The 16,938-nt window shown below is 52.3% G+C and carries 9 protein-coding genes; 1 reads left to right on the top strand and 8 read right to left on the bottom strand.

Features of this window, described 5'->3' with window-relative positions:
- Positions 1 to 39: 39 nt before the first annotated feature.
- The gene (locus Pla144_RS03645) at positions 40 to 1,629 is read right to left on the bottom strand and encodes a proton-conducting transporter transmembrane domain-containing protein (RefSeq protein WP_197530362.1); all 1,590 of its coding nucleotides are present in this window, start codon (positions 1,627 to 1,629) and stop codon (positions 40 to 42) included.
- A gap of 239 nt (positions 1,630 to 1,868) precedes the next feature.
- On the opposite strand from Pla144_RS03645, the gene Pla144_RS03650 reads away from it, so the two are divergent.
- Positions 1,869 to 2,234 carry a helix-turn-helix transcriptional regulator gene (locus Pla144_RS03650; RefSeq protein ID WP_146447941.1) on the top strand — a complete coding sequence of 122 codons (366 nt, stop codon included), beginning with the start codon at positions 1,869 to 1,871 and terminating at the stop codon, positions 2,232 to 2,234.
- Positions 2,235 to 2,278: 44 nt separating this feature from the next.
- Here the strand turns inward: Pla144_RS03650 and Pla144_RS03655 are convergent, their stop codons facing one another.
- From Pla144_RS03655 to rpoC, 7 genes are all read right to left on the bottom strand, one after another.
- On the bottom strand, positions 2,279 to 4,555 hold the full coding sequence (locus Pla144_RS03655) for an MMPL family transporter (RefSeq protein WP_146447942.1): 2,277 nt from the start codon (positions 4,553 to 4,555) through the stop codon (positions 2,279 to 2,281).
- 230 nt (positions 4,556 to 4,785) lie between these two features.
- Positions 4,786 to 7,077: a polysaccharide biosynthesis tyrosine autokinase gene (locus tag Pla144_RS03660; protein ID WP_146447943.1), complete on the bottom strand. Its 2,292-nt coding sequence runs from the start codon at positions 7,075 to 7,077 to the stop codon at positions 4,786 to 4,788.
- A 351-nt stretch (positions 7,078 to 7,428) separates the two neighbouring features.
- Positions 7,429 to 8,364 (bottom strand): exosortase/archaeosortase family protein, encoded by a 936-nt coding sequence (locus Pla144_RS03665; protein WP_146447944.1) that lies wholly within the window; start codon positions 8,362 to 8,364, stop codon positions 7,429 to 7,431.
- A 694-nt stretch (positions 8,365 to 9,058) separates the two neighbouring features.
- Complete coding sequence (fusA, locus tag Pla144_RS03670) at positions 9,059 to 11,176, bottom strand: elongation factor G (protein WP_146447945.1); 2,118 nt, start codon at positions 11,174 to 11,176, stop codon at positions 9,059 to 9,061.
- Between the two features lie 96 nt (positions 11,177 to 11,272).
- Complete coding sequence (gene rpsG, locus Pla144_RS03675; protein ID WP_146447946.1) at positions 11,273 to 11,743, bottom strand: 30S ribosomal protein S7; 471 nt, start codon at positions 11,741 to 11,743, stop codon at positions 11,273 to 11,275.
- Positions 11,744 to 11,837: 94 nt separating this feature from the next.
- Complete coding sequence (rpsL, locus tag Pla144_RS03680; protein ID WP_146447947.1) at positions 11,838 to 12,206, bottom strand: 30S ribosomal protein S12; 369 nt, start codon at positions 12,204 to 12,206, stop codon at positions 11,838 to 11,840.
- 135 nt (positions 12,207 to 12,341) lie between these two features.
- Positions 12,342 to 16,832 carry a DNA-directed RNA polymerase subunit beta' gene (gene rpoC, locus Pla144_RS03685; protein WP_146447948.1) on the bottom strand — a complete coding sequence of 1,497 codons (4,491 nt, stop codon included), beginning with the start codon at positions 16,830 to 16,832 and terminating at the stop codon, positions 12,342 to 12,344.
- Positions 16,833 to 16,938: the final 106 nt, after the last annotated feature.

Genomic DNA, 16,938 nt, shown 5'->3' on the forward strand with positions numbered 1-16,938 from the left:
ATTGTTTGGAAGCTTTTCAAAAGTCGATCAGGAATTTCACTATAAATTATTGGTTCTTGTTGTCGCGAGGCGGCGCGTGAGGGTGTCTAGATAAAAGCCATTGGAAGCATGCACGTAAAGCGGGGCAAACCATACTTGTCCACGACCACTAACAAGTAGCCAGTGCACTCCGAAGAGCAAGCAGAACCCGGCGGCAATAGTTGGTCCAACGAACGACCAAGGCCCAGGCGTAAGCACCTCTGGCAAGCTGCTTGCGATCATTTTGTCTACCGCGAGGTAACTTAAGACATAGAACATGCTCAAGCCAGCGATTCCGAGGATTGCAATGCCAGTGGTGCGTAGGGATCTTGCAGATAGGACTCGCCAGCCCCAAGTGGTCAGGGCAAGGCAGAGAATAAGAGCCAACACAGGCCCCCCAGGCTTCTCAGTGATATTCAACCCTATTGCCATCGTAATTGCTGCCAAGCTGCCTACAGTCGTTAGCGTAGCAATGACCAGCAAGACAACTCCCCAAATCAGACCAGGCACTTTTTGATTCACGCCACGCGTAGCCTGAGATTGCTGTAAAACGCTCCCGCTACTCAAGAACGCATGGGCCTTGTAGAGCGAATGGGCGAGAATGTGAAGCATTGCTGCGGAGAACGCACCCAAACCACACTGCAACATCATGAATCCCATCTGGGCGATCGTGGAAAACGCAAGTGCTCGTTTCACACTCGGTTGAGTCAACATAACGATACTTCCCAGGCATGCTGTAGTGGCTCCGATCACAGCCAAAGTGCTCATCGCACTCGATGAGTGCGAAATCAAAGGGCTCATCCGAATCACCAGGTATCCACCTGCATTGACGATACCAGCATGCATCAACGCTGAGACCGGGGTGGGGGTTTCCATAGTTTGTGGCAGCCAGGTATGAAAAGGGAATTGTGCAGACTTGGTCACAGCTCCCAGACAAAGCAGCCAGGCGATAGCCACCAGTGCAGTAGATGATTCTTCAGAAACTGCGCTCGGAGCCCTCAAAACTGAAAATATTTCTGACAATTCAAAAGTACCGAAAGTCGCAAAGACCAGGTACAAGGCAGAAATTAAGAACACATCTCCAAGGCGGCTTATCGCAAATTTGGTCCAAGCGGCTCGTTGCGCTGCGGCTCTTTCCGGATAATGCAACAACAAATGATGAAGGCCGGTACTTGTCAAAACCCAAGCAACGACAAACAGCAAGAGATTTCCTGAGACAACCATCATGGAAACAGCCCCAAGTGTGAGCGCGAACCAGCGAAAGTAGCTTCCTTGGTTCACTTCTCCATCGAGATAGCGTACCGAATATTGGCAGACCACTAATCCAATAAAGCTAACCATTAAGTACATCAGTGCACTGATCCCGTCGAAGTGCAAGCTGAGCATAAAATGCTTGCCTCCACCTCCATCAATGAGAGTCCAGCTCCAAGAACCTTGGATTGCCCACCATGCAGTCGAGGCAACCGCCGAAAGGAATAGTAGTCCAGCGAGCAGGAGTACGATTTGACGAAAACGAGCGACCTGTTGGTTCGCGAATTGCGAAGGGACCAGACCGCTCAATAAGAGCAGCGATAGGGGGGCGAAAATCAGTAGGGCGTAGGTAGGTATCACAGCGAAATCTCCTGAAAACGACATGTATAACACGAATATTAATACCTGACATTTGTATCGTCAATTGCAAGTCGTTAATTTAATGAGGTTTTTTTGGCAAATTGCCACAAAGACTGAAAAACTCGGTAAATCTAGGTCATTTATTTCGCGAATTATTTTTCCTGCTCGTTGTGGTATGCTATTGGTTTGTGAGTTGACGTTGCCTCCCCGGCCGTCAAATCCCTTGTGAGGCATCAAACATGGCTAAGACCAAAGCGAAAAAGCCCGATAGACATCTGACCAGCAAGACACCCTCGAATACTCCGCAAGCGCATCACGAGGGAGAAACGTCGCATGGCTGGACTTTTCTGACAAATCATTCACACGTGCTGATTTTGCTGGATACCAATTCCGAATTGGTTCTTCGAGAAGTAGCCGCGCGAGTTGGGATCACTGAGAGGGCCGTTCAGCGTATTGTGCATGATTTGGAGGAGGGAGGATTCATAGAGATCGAACGAGTGGGCCGCAAGAATCGCTACGTTGTCCATAAAGATCAACCACTGCGCCACTCGATTGAGGCACACCGCAAGATTGGTGATTTGCTCAAATTAGTATCCGGCAAGTAAATCTGTGTGCCAGGAGACTTAGGCAAGATTGCTCCAATTTGATCTTATCTGGACGTGGAAAGCATTCCCAGAAACGCTGGGACCACGATCGTGCGTACGACGAAGGTGTCGAGCAGGATTCCTAGCGTGAGGGCGAACCCCAGTTCGATCATGCCATTGAGCTCACTGGTAGTCATGGAGACGAACGTGCCTGCCATGATGATGCCACAACTTGTGATAATTCCTCCGGTTTGGATCACTGCTCGCCGCAATCCCGCGCGAAGCTCCCCCCCGCGCTGCTCTTCGATGACGCGGCTTACCAGATAGATATTGTAATCCTGACCCACGGCAACCAAGAGTACAAACAAAAACAAGGGTACCTTCCAGTCGAGTCCGACATAGCCCTCCCCACGCAACATGGTGAACAGCAGATCGATAATGCCAATCGTAACTAAGTAACTCATGACAACGGTCACGATAAGAAACACGCAAACCATTGGTTTGCGAAGCAGGAGGATGATCACAACCAGAACTGCAAAGGTGACCAATAGTTGAATTCGAGTTCGGTCCGCGAGCGTGACCTGCTCGAGATCACGAATTCCTACCGTTGGGCCAGCCAATGCAAATCTAGCATCATGCCATGGTGATTGATTATCGCTAGCGATCTCTTGCAGTTTCCGTTCCACTGCGCTGCAACTGGCCACAGCCTCAGGTGAAAAAGGTTGCGCATCCAAAATAAGAAATAACCGCGTAACACGGCCAGCCAGCCCGGGTGCCTGAGAGACGAATACTGCCTGGGTGAGGGGGCTGCCCTTTGCCGCCAGCGCCAGCAAACCTTCGCTAGAAAACAGGCTCACTGACCCCGGCGGATCTCCCAGCGGCTGATAGAGGCTGCGCACTTTTTCGACGCCCGGTAGATCGTAGAGCGGTTTGGCAAGCTCAGCGATAGTCAATTGGCCATCCACCGAGTCCAGATTTCCAGATGGCAACTCAGCGAGTACCACCAGGGGACCGATTTCACCCGGGGGGAAGTACCGTTTCAACATATCAGTTCCATGGCGAGAGGTGCGTTCTGCTGGAAGTTCTCCGAGCAAGTCGTAGGTTACGTTCACATTCCAGCCAATCCAGGCAAATGGTATGGCTAATAGCAGGCTGACGGCGAGAACCGTCCGAGGCCGGGAAAGCACTGCATCGGCTAAGCGACCCCAAAAGATTTGCCAATAGTTATCCGGGTCCGATTCACTGCCTCGTTCGATGCCACTCCCCAATCGCGTCGCCAAGAGTCCCGGAACGAAGGTCAAGCAGGCCAATAGAGTGACCGCCAGGCAAATTGCAATCGTGGGTCCGCTGTAAGAAAACTTGCCAAACTCTGCGAATCCCATCATCGCCAAACCAACGATTGTGGTTAGGGCACTGGCCACCAATGCAGTGCCAACGTGTTGCATGGCACCAGTCAGAGAGTCTCGCAAAGAAAGTCCCGCAGAGCGGTGTTCGCGGAAGCGGGCTGTTAGAAACAAACAGTAGTCGGTGCCCGATCCAAACAGAATGACGATGACAAAAATCTTGGTAGTTGTAAAAACGTGAACTTCAGGCCATGCGTTTGGATGGTGTTGACTCCAAGCGGCCAAGATAGCCAAGAGATCAATTGAAACGGTAGTCGCAACTCCAATCGCCAACATGGGAACAAGTACCAACCTTGGAGAGCGGTAAATCAACAGGAGCGCGGCTGCCACCAATGCAATGGTTGTAGTATGAATGTTTTGAACGCTTTCCGCGGCCGCACTCAACATGTCCCCACCTATCGCTGCCGATCCAGTGATGCCGATCTCCAGGCCTGTAGGAGTAATGTTCGAGGCATCTTCCACGATCTGCTTTGTTCGACGAAGCAACTCAATATTTTGGGTCGCCATGAATTCGTTGGTAAGCCGTACGACGACCCTCACTGCCTGATCCGATTTACTTCGCAAGGATGAGCCAATAGCAGGTGTTTTCTCGTTCCAAACATCGACGAAATTCTCCCCCAAGGCCTCGCCAATTTTATTTCCCAACAATATGGCAAATTCTCGGTCATCATGCGTCAACTCTCCATCATGCCTAGCGACAACCAGGACAAATTGGCTCTTGGAAACGTCCGATGGGAACGCAGCTGAATTGAGTTTCTCGCCTTGTGCGATGGCCGTGTTGGAGGGCAATTGCTCCAGATCACCGTCGCGGGCTACCGACGACCATTCAGGAGAAAACACACGCAACAGACAGACTGCCAGAATCCAGGCGGCAATGACCCACCAGTGATGGTCGTAGATACCTCGCCCTAGAGCTGCGAATCGCTGCTGCAAATCCATTTTTTGTGCCCAGAGGTTTCCGATCGGATGCCAGATTCTGTTTATGCTCTAAAGTTCGCTTTCGCAGAGCATAACATATGCTTATGCAAGTCTACAGCAAGTCATTCAGCCTGCGCGGCACCGTTATCCGGCATCTTCGCGGTGAGGGGGAGGGAAACAAAAAAAGCGGCGTCGAACCCATTCATAGGTTCGACGCCGCTCTGGGTCTTTCTAAGAAATCCGCCGGAATATCAGTTTTCTGTTGCGGCAGGCAAACGCTTGGCTTTACTCGGTCCGCTCTGAATCCGAGTTATGCGGCGATCTGCCTTGAATGGCATGCCATTGACCACGCAACCAATAAGCCGGATACCCAGGCTCTTGAGTAGCTCGGATGCCTGATAAATACTTTTCACTCCGCTATGGTCTCGCAGCACAGTGAGAATCGCACCATCGATGTATTGGCCGATCGACAAAGAATCAGAGAGTCCTAGGACAGGGGCACCATCAATAATCACGAAATCGAATTCACTGCGTAGTTTCTCAAAGATCGGTTGCAATTGACCGGCCGCTAAGGCATGGATGGAATCCATATCGCATTGTCCAGCCGTCATCATCCAGAGCCCTTCCGTACTCGTGGGGCGAATGGCGTCAGTGATTTCAATCTCAGATCGTAGGAGTTCACTCACACCATCATCCAATGGCATGCCAAATAATTTGTGCAGTGATGGATCACGGAGGTCACCGTCGATTAACAGAGTTCGCCGTCCGGCTCGAGTCAGACTCAGAGCCAGATGACTGGCCACTGTGGTTGAACCCTCCATGGAAGAGGGACTGGCCACCAACACGATTTGTCGTGGACGTGAGGTCGAATCGTGCATCAGGGTAGCACGTACATTGTCAATCGACTCAGAAAGCTGAGCTGCCGTGGTGCTACCCGGTGACATCGATTTGCGCGATGCGACGGACGGTAGAACACCTAACACGCGAATTCCCAGTCCTTCGTCGACATCCTCTGGGGAATTCAATTTGCGTCTGCGGAATTCCAAGAGTGCAACTCCGTAACAGGTCAGAAAAAACGCGCCCAGTCCGCCGATTCCGACAATTGCATAGCGCTGGTAGACGTTGATTTTTTCCGATGCAAAGGCTTTCTGCATCACCTTGATCCGCTCGCCAGAAGTATCGTCGCCAATCCTCCAGCCACGCAGCCGCCAATCCATCTGTTGTTCAATTTCCTTAAGCTGCTCGACTTCGGCCTGCAGCATGGCGAGTTCACCATTTTCTTGCCCCAGGGCCTCGATCTCCTCCTTCTTGAGGTCTAGCTCGTTCTGCAGTTCAGCTAGCGACTGTTCGAGGGCCTTTCGACGCATCAGATATTCCGTCATCACCAACTGCATCGCATCATTGGGGGCGTTTTTATATTGCTTTATGAGCTCGCTTTCCATCTCTGAGCGATATTGTTGTTCCGCAGCTGATACACTCTGAATACTTTGCTGCAATCGCCTGATTTCAGGGGAGGTTGGCCCTTTGGTCATCGATTGTAATTGGCGAATTTGCTGCGAAAGGGCGTATTTCTCTTGTTGGTAGCCCAACAATGTAGGGTCTTTGTCCAATTCCTCAGCGACTGCCTGCTTCATCGCTGCGGGACTCTGGATCGAGCGAGTTTGCAGTTCACGGTTGACTTCCAGATTGACCAACTCCTCCTTTGCATCGAACATTCTCTGCTGGATAGTTCCAATATCACGAATGAGCATGTTCAATTCCGCTGGAGCATTGGGCGAACTTACACCTTTAAATTCCTGCTGGAGCGTCTGCATTTTGTCAATTTTCTCTCGCAGTTCTTCCCGAAGTTGCTTGTGCAATTTCTCCATGGCAGTGTGTGCCTCTGTTTTACTAATGCGCTCCGCAGTAACCACCTCATCTTGATAGGCATCGACGACCGCATCGATGATCAGCTTCATTTCCTCGGGGTCTTCCTCCCCTTCATAGCTGATCATAAGAATCTTACTTTCACCAGGAAATGAAGCTTTCAATTCATCGTTCAACCAAACCAGCTCATCTGGGCGATTTGATACGACGGCGTTGGTCTCCGCGACGTCTCGACGGGTAAGGGCAGCTGTCAAGACATACTGGCTTTTTAGCAATGTGAGCTGAGTTTGCTGGAAGATTTCAAACTCTTTCGGATTCATCGGGCGAGGCTTGTCGTCCAGGATGTTCTCCGCTTCCTGATCCTCCAGCTGCAGGTAGGAAACCACTTGCGATGAAAGGGGGAAAAGCCACATCAACAACAATCCGGCCAGAATCGCTCCCAAGGTTCCTAGCAACAGAGCTGCTAGCCAGCGCCGTCTTAGACAGTTAAGGATCCAGGTTTGATTGAGCGGACCGCTGAGAATCTCTGGCCCGCGGGGCTGCATTCCTGGAAATGCTCCAGCACCGGGGACCGCATAAGGAGCACCGGCGGGCACCATAGAATGTGTCGGCTCATGATCGACGGTCATTGGAGGATACATAACCTCAGAACCATTAAATCCAGAATCTTGTTTCATCGAAAACCTCTTTGAAAATGCTCGATTCACGCGAAGGCCGTCCACTACGACTTATTCGCAAAATCTTGAGAACGCTAATTTAATCGGGCCAGTCTTAGCTGAGAAAAGGGGAAGGCATTTCAGCGACTGGTGTTCCCTTCTCCGACATCACCTCTGCCTTGAGGAAATGAGGGATTTCCGTTGTGACTCTTGCTCGCAACTACCGGGCCAAATCCTGGGCCTGGAATGATTTACCTGGGGAAACGCAAATAACTGGCTTTCAATCCAACTGCCACGTTTACTATTTTCACCGCCATAAGGCCTCAGGGCAACATGCAGCCCTCTGTGCCAGGGCTATCCAGCGATCAAGCATCAGCCATGTGCCGCACTAAAACTCGCATAATCGTCGGATTCCATAGGAATGGTCAATTTGGAAAGTAGCGTCAATTCGATCCACAAAAAGCCTAGCGCAATTGGCATCATGGCCAATCCAGCCCAATTGTGGATGTAATGGTGTACTGCATCATTATCCGGAAAAGCAAGATAGAGCAGAGCCGTCAGAGTGATGCGGATCACATTCGTTGCCAGGGCAACTGGGATCGCAAATACGAGGATCGTCAACCGATCCCACCATGGACGATCGATAATCATCGCCAGAGCCACGGACAATGCCCCGAAAATCGTTCCCATCCGCAAACCGCTGCACGCATCCGCTACCTCCAAAGGAAGCTTTTCGATGATGATATGACTTCCTTCACGAAGTGCAGGGACCCCCAGCAACTGCAACGTCCAGGTGCTGAACATCGCTGCCAGATTTTGCAGTTTGAGTAGCACAGTGTTTTCAAGAGCAGAGGGCAACGGAAACATGAAGATCAAAAAGGCCAGTGGAGGACCGGCCCACCGCAACATGTCATATCCGCCTACGATCAAAGTGATCGCCAGTAGGGCGCCTATGAAGCTCATCCGATCAAGCGGATTCATGTCGTAATAGGATGCATAGAGACGCATCAACAGGCAAACTAGCAGAACCCCCACTCCAATCCATCGTTCCATGCTTGGAACCGCAGTAAGAGGCTTGCGGCGATACCAGAACAAGCCAGCTGCAATCAAAGGGATGATGTATCCATGGGAATACAACCCATCTGACCAGGAGTGCGCTGTGAACGACAGCATGTTGCCGTACCCCAGCGTCAGCAGCAACACCAGGACACCGAAACAGACCCAAGCAGCTTGCTCCTGGGAATGACTCAGATGCTCTGAATGTTCAGAATTCTCAAAAGTAGAAAACGGGTGAGTCTGGCTGGCCATAAAATAATGATTCCGCGATTAACAAGAGATCACTGAAGATCTTTGAACTCAGTACATTCAAACAAGGGAGAACTTCTCATCCGCGCAACTTCTTTGCAAACAATCATACGCAACGGCAAAAAGTTGGCTCCGGGAGCGACCTGTTTCGTGAGATTCGTTCAAACCCAACCGTCATCTTGCGGGATGCAACCTGTCAATTAGGTCAGAACAGTGGCCCGTGCCATGAACCCCGAACATAGGTGCCTAGACATTGAGGATAAGCGCGAACCAAAAAACTGTCAAACGAATAGCCCCTCCACCTTGCTTCAGAACCTATTAATAGCCAATGACTTAGGTCGGTGATAGCAGTTCTGAGGAACGTAACGATTGCTGGAAGATTGAGGAAATCCTCCCGATATTTCGCGTAGGGACGAACTCCCCCACCGCTCCGCGGTCCTGCTCCCATTCTCTTTCGCATTCCCTCCCCTGCCGTCATTCCCACTCAGGCGGAAACCCATGTCCTCCACTCCGCATTTCCCATATTCAGCAATCCGCATACTCTATTGCGAATATTTCCTTTCCTCGCCCCAACGGGGCATTGCGTAAGTGGCCAAGCGGCATTAGCTCAATTGCACTCACGCGAGGTATTTTTCTAGTACATTTGGGTACGTCTGGGCACGGGAATTGTTCAGTGACATGAACCTAGTTGGCCTGGTTACAGAAATTTCGCCAGCACTTCTTCAGGGGCGCGGCTGTAGGTACTCGGTTCCATAGAGCAACTTGCGCGACCCTGGCTAAGACTTCGCATTGCGCTGGAATAGCCGAAGAGTCTTTCGAGTGGGGCCTCAGCGTGAATGACGGTTCGGCCGGAGCGGGCTTCTTGATCATGGATGATTGCACGGCGTTGTTGGAGATCGCCAATGAGGTCCCCCACGTGATCGTCAGGAGTGGAAACCTCTATTCGCATGATTGGCTCCAAGAGGACGATCCCTGCCTCGCGGAGTGCTGCGTCGAAAGCAAGACTGGCTGCGGTGCGGAAAGCGATTTCGCTGCTGGCGGTCTCGTGGACTTCGCCTCCGAGGAGAGTTGCTTTCACTCGCATCAGGGGGAAGCCCAGCAATCCACCCCCTTGGGCAGCATTCTCCAACTCTTCGAGTACGACAGTGAGGAACTCCGACGGCAGGCCATGATCGAGCGAGTTGGTAACGACCGGAGTACCTGTTGGCGAATTGAACGGTTCTACTCGCAGCCGCACACCAGCGATGTGCTGCACGCCGTTCATCAACCGATTGCACTCGCCCAGCACTTCGGCCTTGTGATCAATTGTCTCCCGGTAACTCACACGGGGATTATGGACTTTTACATTGAGTTTGAAATCTCGTTGCAAACGGTGTTGAATCACCTCCAGATGCAATTCGCCCATGCCGCTGATAAGGGTTTGGCCTGTTTCGTCGTTCTCGTTTGCGGCAAAAGTCGGATCCTGCTTGCGGAGCATAACGAGGGCGTCGGAGAGCTTTTTCTTGTCGGCGGTGCTTTCGGGCTCGATCGCCATCGAGATAACCGTCTCGGGAAACTCGATAGATTCAAGAATGATTGGTGCGCGTGTATCACACAACGTATCCCCCGTGACCGAGTCGCGAAGGCCAATGACTCCCACGATGTCGCCTGCCTGAGTGGATTCGAGTTGTTCTTCTTTCTTACTGGCATGGATTCGCCAGAGTTGGGAGACATTTTCTTTTTTGTCTCGTGTAGCATTGAGTACTCGGCTATTTCCCTTGAGGACACCTGAGTAGACCCGCACCCAGGAGAGGTCGCCCGTCTTAAAAGGAAGCACCTTGAACACCAGCCCACAGAACGGTTCGTCAGGGTCTGGTTTGCGACTCACCTTGATAGGCGGGGCTTCGCTCTTGGTTTGCGACTTGCGGTGGTGTTCCGAGTTACCCGAGGGATCGATGCCCTCCACCGGCGGAACTTCGGCCGGATTGGGCAGGTAAGCGGCCACCGCATCCAGGAGCGGCTGTACGCCGATGCCATGCAGGGCTGATCCACATAGCACTGGCTGAATCTGCAAATGAACCGTCGCATCTCGGAGCACCTTGCGGAGCAGATCCACCGGGACCGGCTCTTCCGCCAGGGCAAGCTCCATGAGTTGATCGCTAAAGTTGGAAAGCTCGCTCAGCAAATCTTCGCGCCACATGGATGCTGTATCTGCTACTTCCTCGGGGATTTCGTCTACAACGATCTGACGGCCTTCTTTCCCTTCTGGAAAAGAGAGCATCTTCATCGTCACCAAGTCGATGATCCCGCGAAAGGGATCGGATACATGGGCAGGGCCCAAACCGACGGGAATTTGAATCGCCACGGGCCGGGCATGAAGCCGTTGACGGATATCATTGAATACAGCCTCGAAGTCGGCCCCTTCACGGTCGAGCTTATTAATGAACGCCAGTCGCGCGACCTTGTATTTGTCGGCCTGCCGCCAAACGGTTTCACTTTGGGCCTCGACCCCTTCGCGGGCACTGAAGACAATGACCGCCCCGTCGAGCACGCGCAGGCTCCGCTCAACTTCCGCTGTGAAATCGACGTGACCAGGGGTGTCGATAAGATTGACCAGCACGTCGTTCCAAGGAAACGCAACGCAGGCCGAATAGATCGTGATTCCCCGCTCTGCCTCCTCGGCATCGTCGTCGGTGGTCGTCGTGCCGCGATCGACTTCCCCAGCGCGATGTTTTGCCCCACTGCAAAACAACATCCGCTCGGTGACGGTCGTCTTCCCGGCATCGATATGGGCGATGATCCCAATGTTGCGAATTTTTGAGAGAGGGGTGGTCATAAGCTTCAGAATCATCCGCGCACAAAAAAGGCCAGGGGACTGGGAACAGATTCCACAGAATCCGATCCCGGGCCTCTGACCCCGGCAAGCTCAAAATCACCAACCGAAATGGGCAAAAGCTTTGTTGGCATCGGCCATGCGGTGAACATTCTCTCGTTTCGTCATGGCGGCGCCTTCACGATTGTAGGCAGCTACCAATTCATCGGCCAACTTTTGTGCCGCAGGGCGGCCCTTCTTGTCGCGCACGGCTGACAAAATCCAGCGAAATGACAACGATTGTTGCCGTGTACGACCCACCTGCATAGGGACCTGATAGGCGGCACCACCGACTCGCTTCGAGCGAACTTCGATGGCAGGCTTTACGTTTTCCACTGCCTGGGTGAACACATCGATGGGTTCCTCACCAGGAACTCGCTCGCGAATAATCTCAAGGGCATCATAGAACACGCCTTGGGCAACACTCCGTTTGCCATCGTGCATAATGCTATTGATGAACTTTCCTGCAAGAAGCGAACCGTACAATGGATCGGGCTTCAGTTGTTTGCGGCTGGCAGTAATTCGGGGCATGTCGGGTTAGCTGACAACTATCGGCTGTCAGCTCTCAGCTTATTTTTTTTTGATAAACCAGCAAACAGCTATGAGCTGAGAGCTGACGGCTAACTTAACTCTTCTTCGCACCATAAAGGCTGCGAGATTGCTTGCGACCAACGACGCCCAGGGTATCCAAGGCACCGCGCACCACGTGGTAACGGACACCAGGCAAATCACGAACCCGTCCACCTCGCACCAGAACGATACTATGCTCTTGCAAACTGTGGCCTTCGCCGGGGATGTAAACCGTGACTTCCTTGCCGTTGGAAAGACGCACGCGGGTGATCTTCCGCAGGGCGGAATTCGGCTTCTTCGGTGTCATCGTACGCACTTGCAAACAAACGCCACGCTTCTGCGGGCACTGCTGCAAAACCGGCGACTTACTGAACTTGCGTTTTTGCTTGCGGCTTTTGCGAACGAGTTGGTTAATTGTGGGCATCGACAAGCCTTCTAAAGGGGCTGACTAAAATATGTAGTGAACCAATCAATCTAACGTACCTGCTCTAACTGTCAACCGTCCGTGGCGTAAGCTTCCGCTCTAGCAGCCAGGATGGCTGCCCCACGAATTCCAGGCCTATTCTTCCTCCTGAATCTCGGTCGGTTTCGGTTCACCGTAGCCGGCCATCGGATCATCGTCATCCAGCGGACCGGTGTAGGGTGTGCCAGTTGTCGGCACATTGGAACTAGGAGCTGGTTCTTCCTGGGTGCCCAGCAATGCATCGAGTCCTGAAGGAGCCTCGGTCTGGTAGACAGGTTCGCTCGGAATGGCTTCCCGATTCTCGCCGTTGGCTGGGGTTGTACCGCCTCCTCGAGATTGCAGGGCAGACTCCAAGAGGGGGAAGGAACGCTCAAGTACGCGCTCTTTCTCGGCAGCCAATGCTTCGAGAGCCTCTGGATGAATTCGCACTTCAGATTCCTGGACCGTATGAAAACCAGTTCCGGCAGGGATCAGGTGGCCCAGAATGACATTCTCCTTGAGACCGACCAAGTAATCTGTCCGACCAGCCAACGCTGCCTCGGTAAGCACCTTGGTCGTCTCTTGGAAACTCGCTGCAGAAATGAAACTGCTGCTCTGCACCGACGCCTTGGTGATACCCAATAGCTGAGTGCTGGCCGTGGCCATTTTTGGTTTGACACCCTTGGCCAAATCACCCCCTAAGGCCTCGATCTGGGCGTTCGCCTGTTCAAGGACATCCTTCGGTACGATCGCACCTTCAGAGTATTCGCTGTCACCCTGATGAGAAATCCGCAGGCACTTCGAAATCGCATCGTTGGCCTGGCGGAAATCGAACTTGTCGATCACGCTGCCGGGCAGTAAATCCGTATCGCCGGGAGATTCCACTCGCACTTTGCGAAGCATTTGCGAGACAATAATCTCAATGTGCTTATCATTGATCTCTACACGCTGGCTACGATAAACATTCTGAATTTCACGAGTAAGATATTGATGTACGGCTTCTTCACCGGAAATCCGTAGAATATCGTGCGGCACTAAAGGTCCATCGACCAATGCTTCACCAGCACGAACCTGGTCACCAGCATGAACTCGCAAATGCTTGCTATGAGTGACTAAGTGCTCACGCTCGATGCCAGTTTCGCTGCGTACGATGATTGATCGCTTACCACGTTTTTTCTCGCCAAGTATTTCGACCGTGCCATCGATTTCGGCGATGACCGCCGGATCGCGTGGCTTGCGGGCTTCGAAAATCTCGGTCACGCGAGGCAGACCACCCGTGATATCCTGCGTACCCGACGCTTCACGTGGAGTTTTGGCCACCAGGGTTCCAGGAGAGATGACCTGACCTTCGTCGACTTCCAAGTGAGCCCGCTCTGGCATGTAGTAAAAGTCGAGAATTTTTCCATCTGTAGGATCTTCGACTACTACTTGCGGGTGCAGGTCGCCCTTATGTTCCATGATAACGAAGCGTTTTTTACCGCTCGGATCAAGCTCGCCGCGGATAGTTTCCCCTTCGACTAGATCCTCAAAACGGATTTTACCACCTGTCTCCGCCAAAATCGGGATACTGTGTGGGTCCCATTCGCAAAGTGTTGCGCCTGCCTCGACTGTGTCGTTTTCCTTAATGCGGATCACTGCACCAGCAGGGATCTCATATTTCTCGACCTCGCGGCCTCGTTCGTCGACCAGCGCAATTTCGCCATTGCGGGCAAGTACTACCAAATTACCCGCGTCATTGGTCACAGCCTTAAGTCTGGCAAACTTGGCGATACCACCCTTCTTCACTTTGATATCACTATCTTCAACATCACGCTGACCCACACCACCGATGTGGAAGGTACGCATCGTGAGTTGAGTACCCGGTTCACCAATGCTCTGCGCGGCGATGATACCCACCGCCATTCCCTCTTCGACCATCGAACCGGTCGACAGGTCCATGCCGTAGCACAATCGACAGACACCCAGATTGGCGTCGCAAGTCATCGGGCTGCGAACCTGAATCTTCTCCAGACCTAGCTGCTCGATCTTACGTGCGATGTCCGAAGTGATCATTTCGCTTTCCGCTACGATCACTTCGTCGGTAATCGGGTTGACGATATTCGATCGACTAACACGACCCTTAATCGAATCGGCCAGACTCACTTCCACTTTCTCGCCGCGATAGAGGATTCCCTTGGTGATACCCTGGGTCGTACTGCAATCGTGGCAAGTGACTACCACATTCTGAGCCACGTCGGCCAGTTTACGGGTTAAGTAACCACTGTCGGCTGTCTTGAGGGCCGTATCGGCCAGACCCTTACGTGCACCATGCGTGCTACTGAAGTATTCGAGCACCGTGAGGCCTTCGCGGAAGTTGGCTTTGATAGGAGTTTCGATGATCTTGCCGGAGGGCTTAGCCATCAAACCACGCATACCACCCAATTGCCGCATCTGCTCGACACCACCACGGGCACCAGAGTGAGCCATCAAGAAGATCGGATTGACGTATCCGTCTGTGCGGAAGTCACTCTCCAAGCCGGCCATCATTTCCGCCGTGATTTGCTCACGAGCATGAGTCCACGCATCAAGCACCTGGTTGTACCGCTCGACCTCGGTGATTACACCGCGCTGGAAGAGCTTATTGAACTTGAGCACCGATTTTTCGGCATCGGCGATGATCCGTCCCTTGGAATCCGGCGTAATTAAATCGTCAGTGCCGAAGGAGAGTCCGCTTAGAGTCGCCTGACGGAACCCAAGTTGATTCATGTCGTCCAGTAATTCGATCGTGGCTCGGCGACCGACGAACTCATAGCAGTCGGAAATTACCTTGGCTAATTCGCTCGACCGCATGGAAACGTTGTAGTATGGCATGCCTCGCGGGAGGATCATGTTAAAAATCACACGACCAACCGTCGTATCAATCCGGGCACCATAGGCGTTTTCATTGCCACGCTCCTCGCGCAAGCAACGATACTGTGGCAACCGGACTTTAATCGCGGCGTGTGTCCCAACCTTACCCGATGAATAGGCGGTTTCCACTTCCTCCAATGAACTGAAAATCATGCCATCGCCTTTGCAGTCAGGCACGGACATCGTGAGATAATAGCTTCCCATCACCACGTCCTGAGACGGGCTAATAATCGGCGCACCATTCGACGGGCTGAAGATGTTGTGAGTACTCATCATCAGTGTGTGGGCTTCCACTTGCGCCTCGATCGAGAGTGGCAAATGGACCGCCATTTGATCCCCGTCGAAGTCGGCATTGAACCCCTTACATACCAACGGATGTAACGTGATAGCGTTCCCTTCAACCAAGGTCGGCTCAAAAGCCTGAATCCCCATGCGGTGAAGCGTGGGAGCACGATTCAAGAGAACCGGGTGATTTGTGATCACCTCTTCGAGAATATCCCATACCTCGTCGTCTTTGCGCTCGAGCATTTTCTTCGCCGACTTGATTGTGTCGGCATGCCCCAACTCTTTTAGGCGACGTATAATGAATGGCTGGAAAAGTTCCAGAGCGATCTTCTTGGGAAGTCCACATTGATGCAACTTGAGCCGTGGACCTACTACAATCACACTGCGGGCTGAATAATCGACCCGCTTGCCCAGCAGGTTCTCGCGGAAGCGACCCTGCTTTCCTTTAATCATGTCCGTGAGCGACTTGAGCGGACGATTGCTTGAACCCAGCACAGGTCGCTTGCAGCGGTTGTTGTCGAAGAGGGAGTCGACCGATTGTTGGAGCATTCGTTTTTCGTTACGAATGATTACTTCGGGGGCATTGAGGTCCACCAGTTTCTTCAACCGATTGTTGCGGTTAATGATGCGCCGATAGAGATCATTTAGATCACTCGTCGCAAAATTGCCACTGTCCAGCAGCACCAACGGGCGCAGGTCGGGAGGGATCACTGGAATCACGTCCAATACCATCCACTCCGGCTTGTTATCGCTATCGCGAATCGCTTCGACGGTCTTCAGGCGATTAATCAGGTCCTTGGCTTTTTGCTTAGAGCCCGTTTCCTTTAAATCAATACGCAATTGAGCTGATAGCTTTACCAGATCAAGAGCGCCTAGCAATTTGCGAATCGCTTCGGCGCCCATATCGGCATCAAAAGTTTCGCCATACTGCTCTCGAGCTGTCCGATATTCTTCCTCGGTAAGCAACTGCTGCGGTTTGAGCGGTGTATCACCAGGATCGACCACCACGTAATCCTGAAAGTAGACTACTTTTTCCAGACTGGAGGTCTTCATTGCCAGTAAGCTGCCTAGGCGACTGGGCATGGCTTTGAAGAACCAGATATGCACGATTGGAGCGGCCAACTCGATGTGGCCCATTCGCTTACGACGTACACGACTATGAGTGACTTTAACGCCACAGCGGTCACAGATCATGCCTTTGTATTTCATGCCGCGGTACTTGCCGCAGGCGCATTCCCAGTCCTTTTCGGGACCAAAAATCCGTTCACAGAACAAGCCATCCTTCTCAGGACGATAAGTACGATAGTTGATCGTCTCCGGCTTCTTCACCTCGCCAAACGACCAACTGCGAATATCGTGGGGGCGAGCCAGGCTGATCTTCACGGAACCGTAATCATTAACACGGTCGTAATTCGAGCTCTCTAAAACACTCATATTTATCCTCTGGCATTAACCGTCTTGTAGGAACTTAAAACGGGTCTGAGTGGAATCTTCTAGTAATCGCAAGTTGAACAAATGCCTACGGCACCTGATCCTAATG

This window comes from Bythopirellula polymerisocia (assembly GCF_007860015.1).
Lineage (GTDB): Bacteria > Planctomycetota > Planctomycetia > Pirellulales > Lacipirellulaceae > Bythopirellula > Bythopirellula polymerisocia.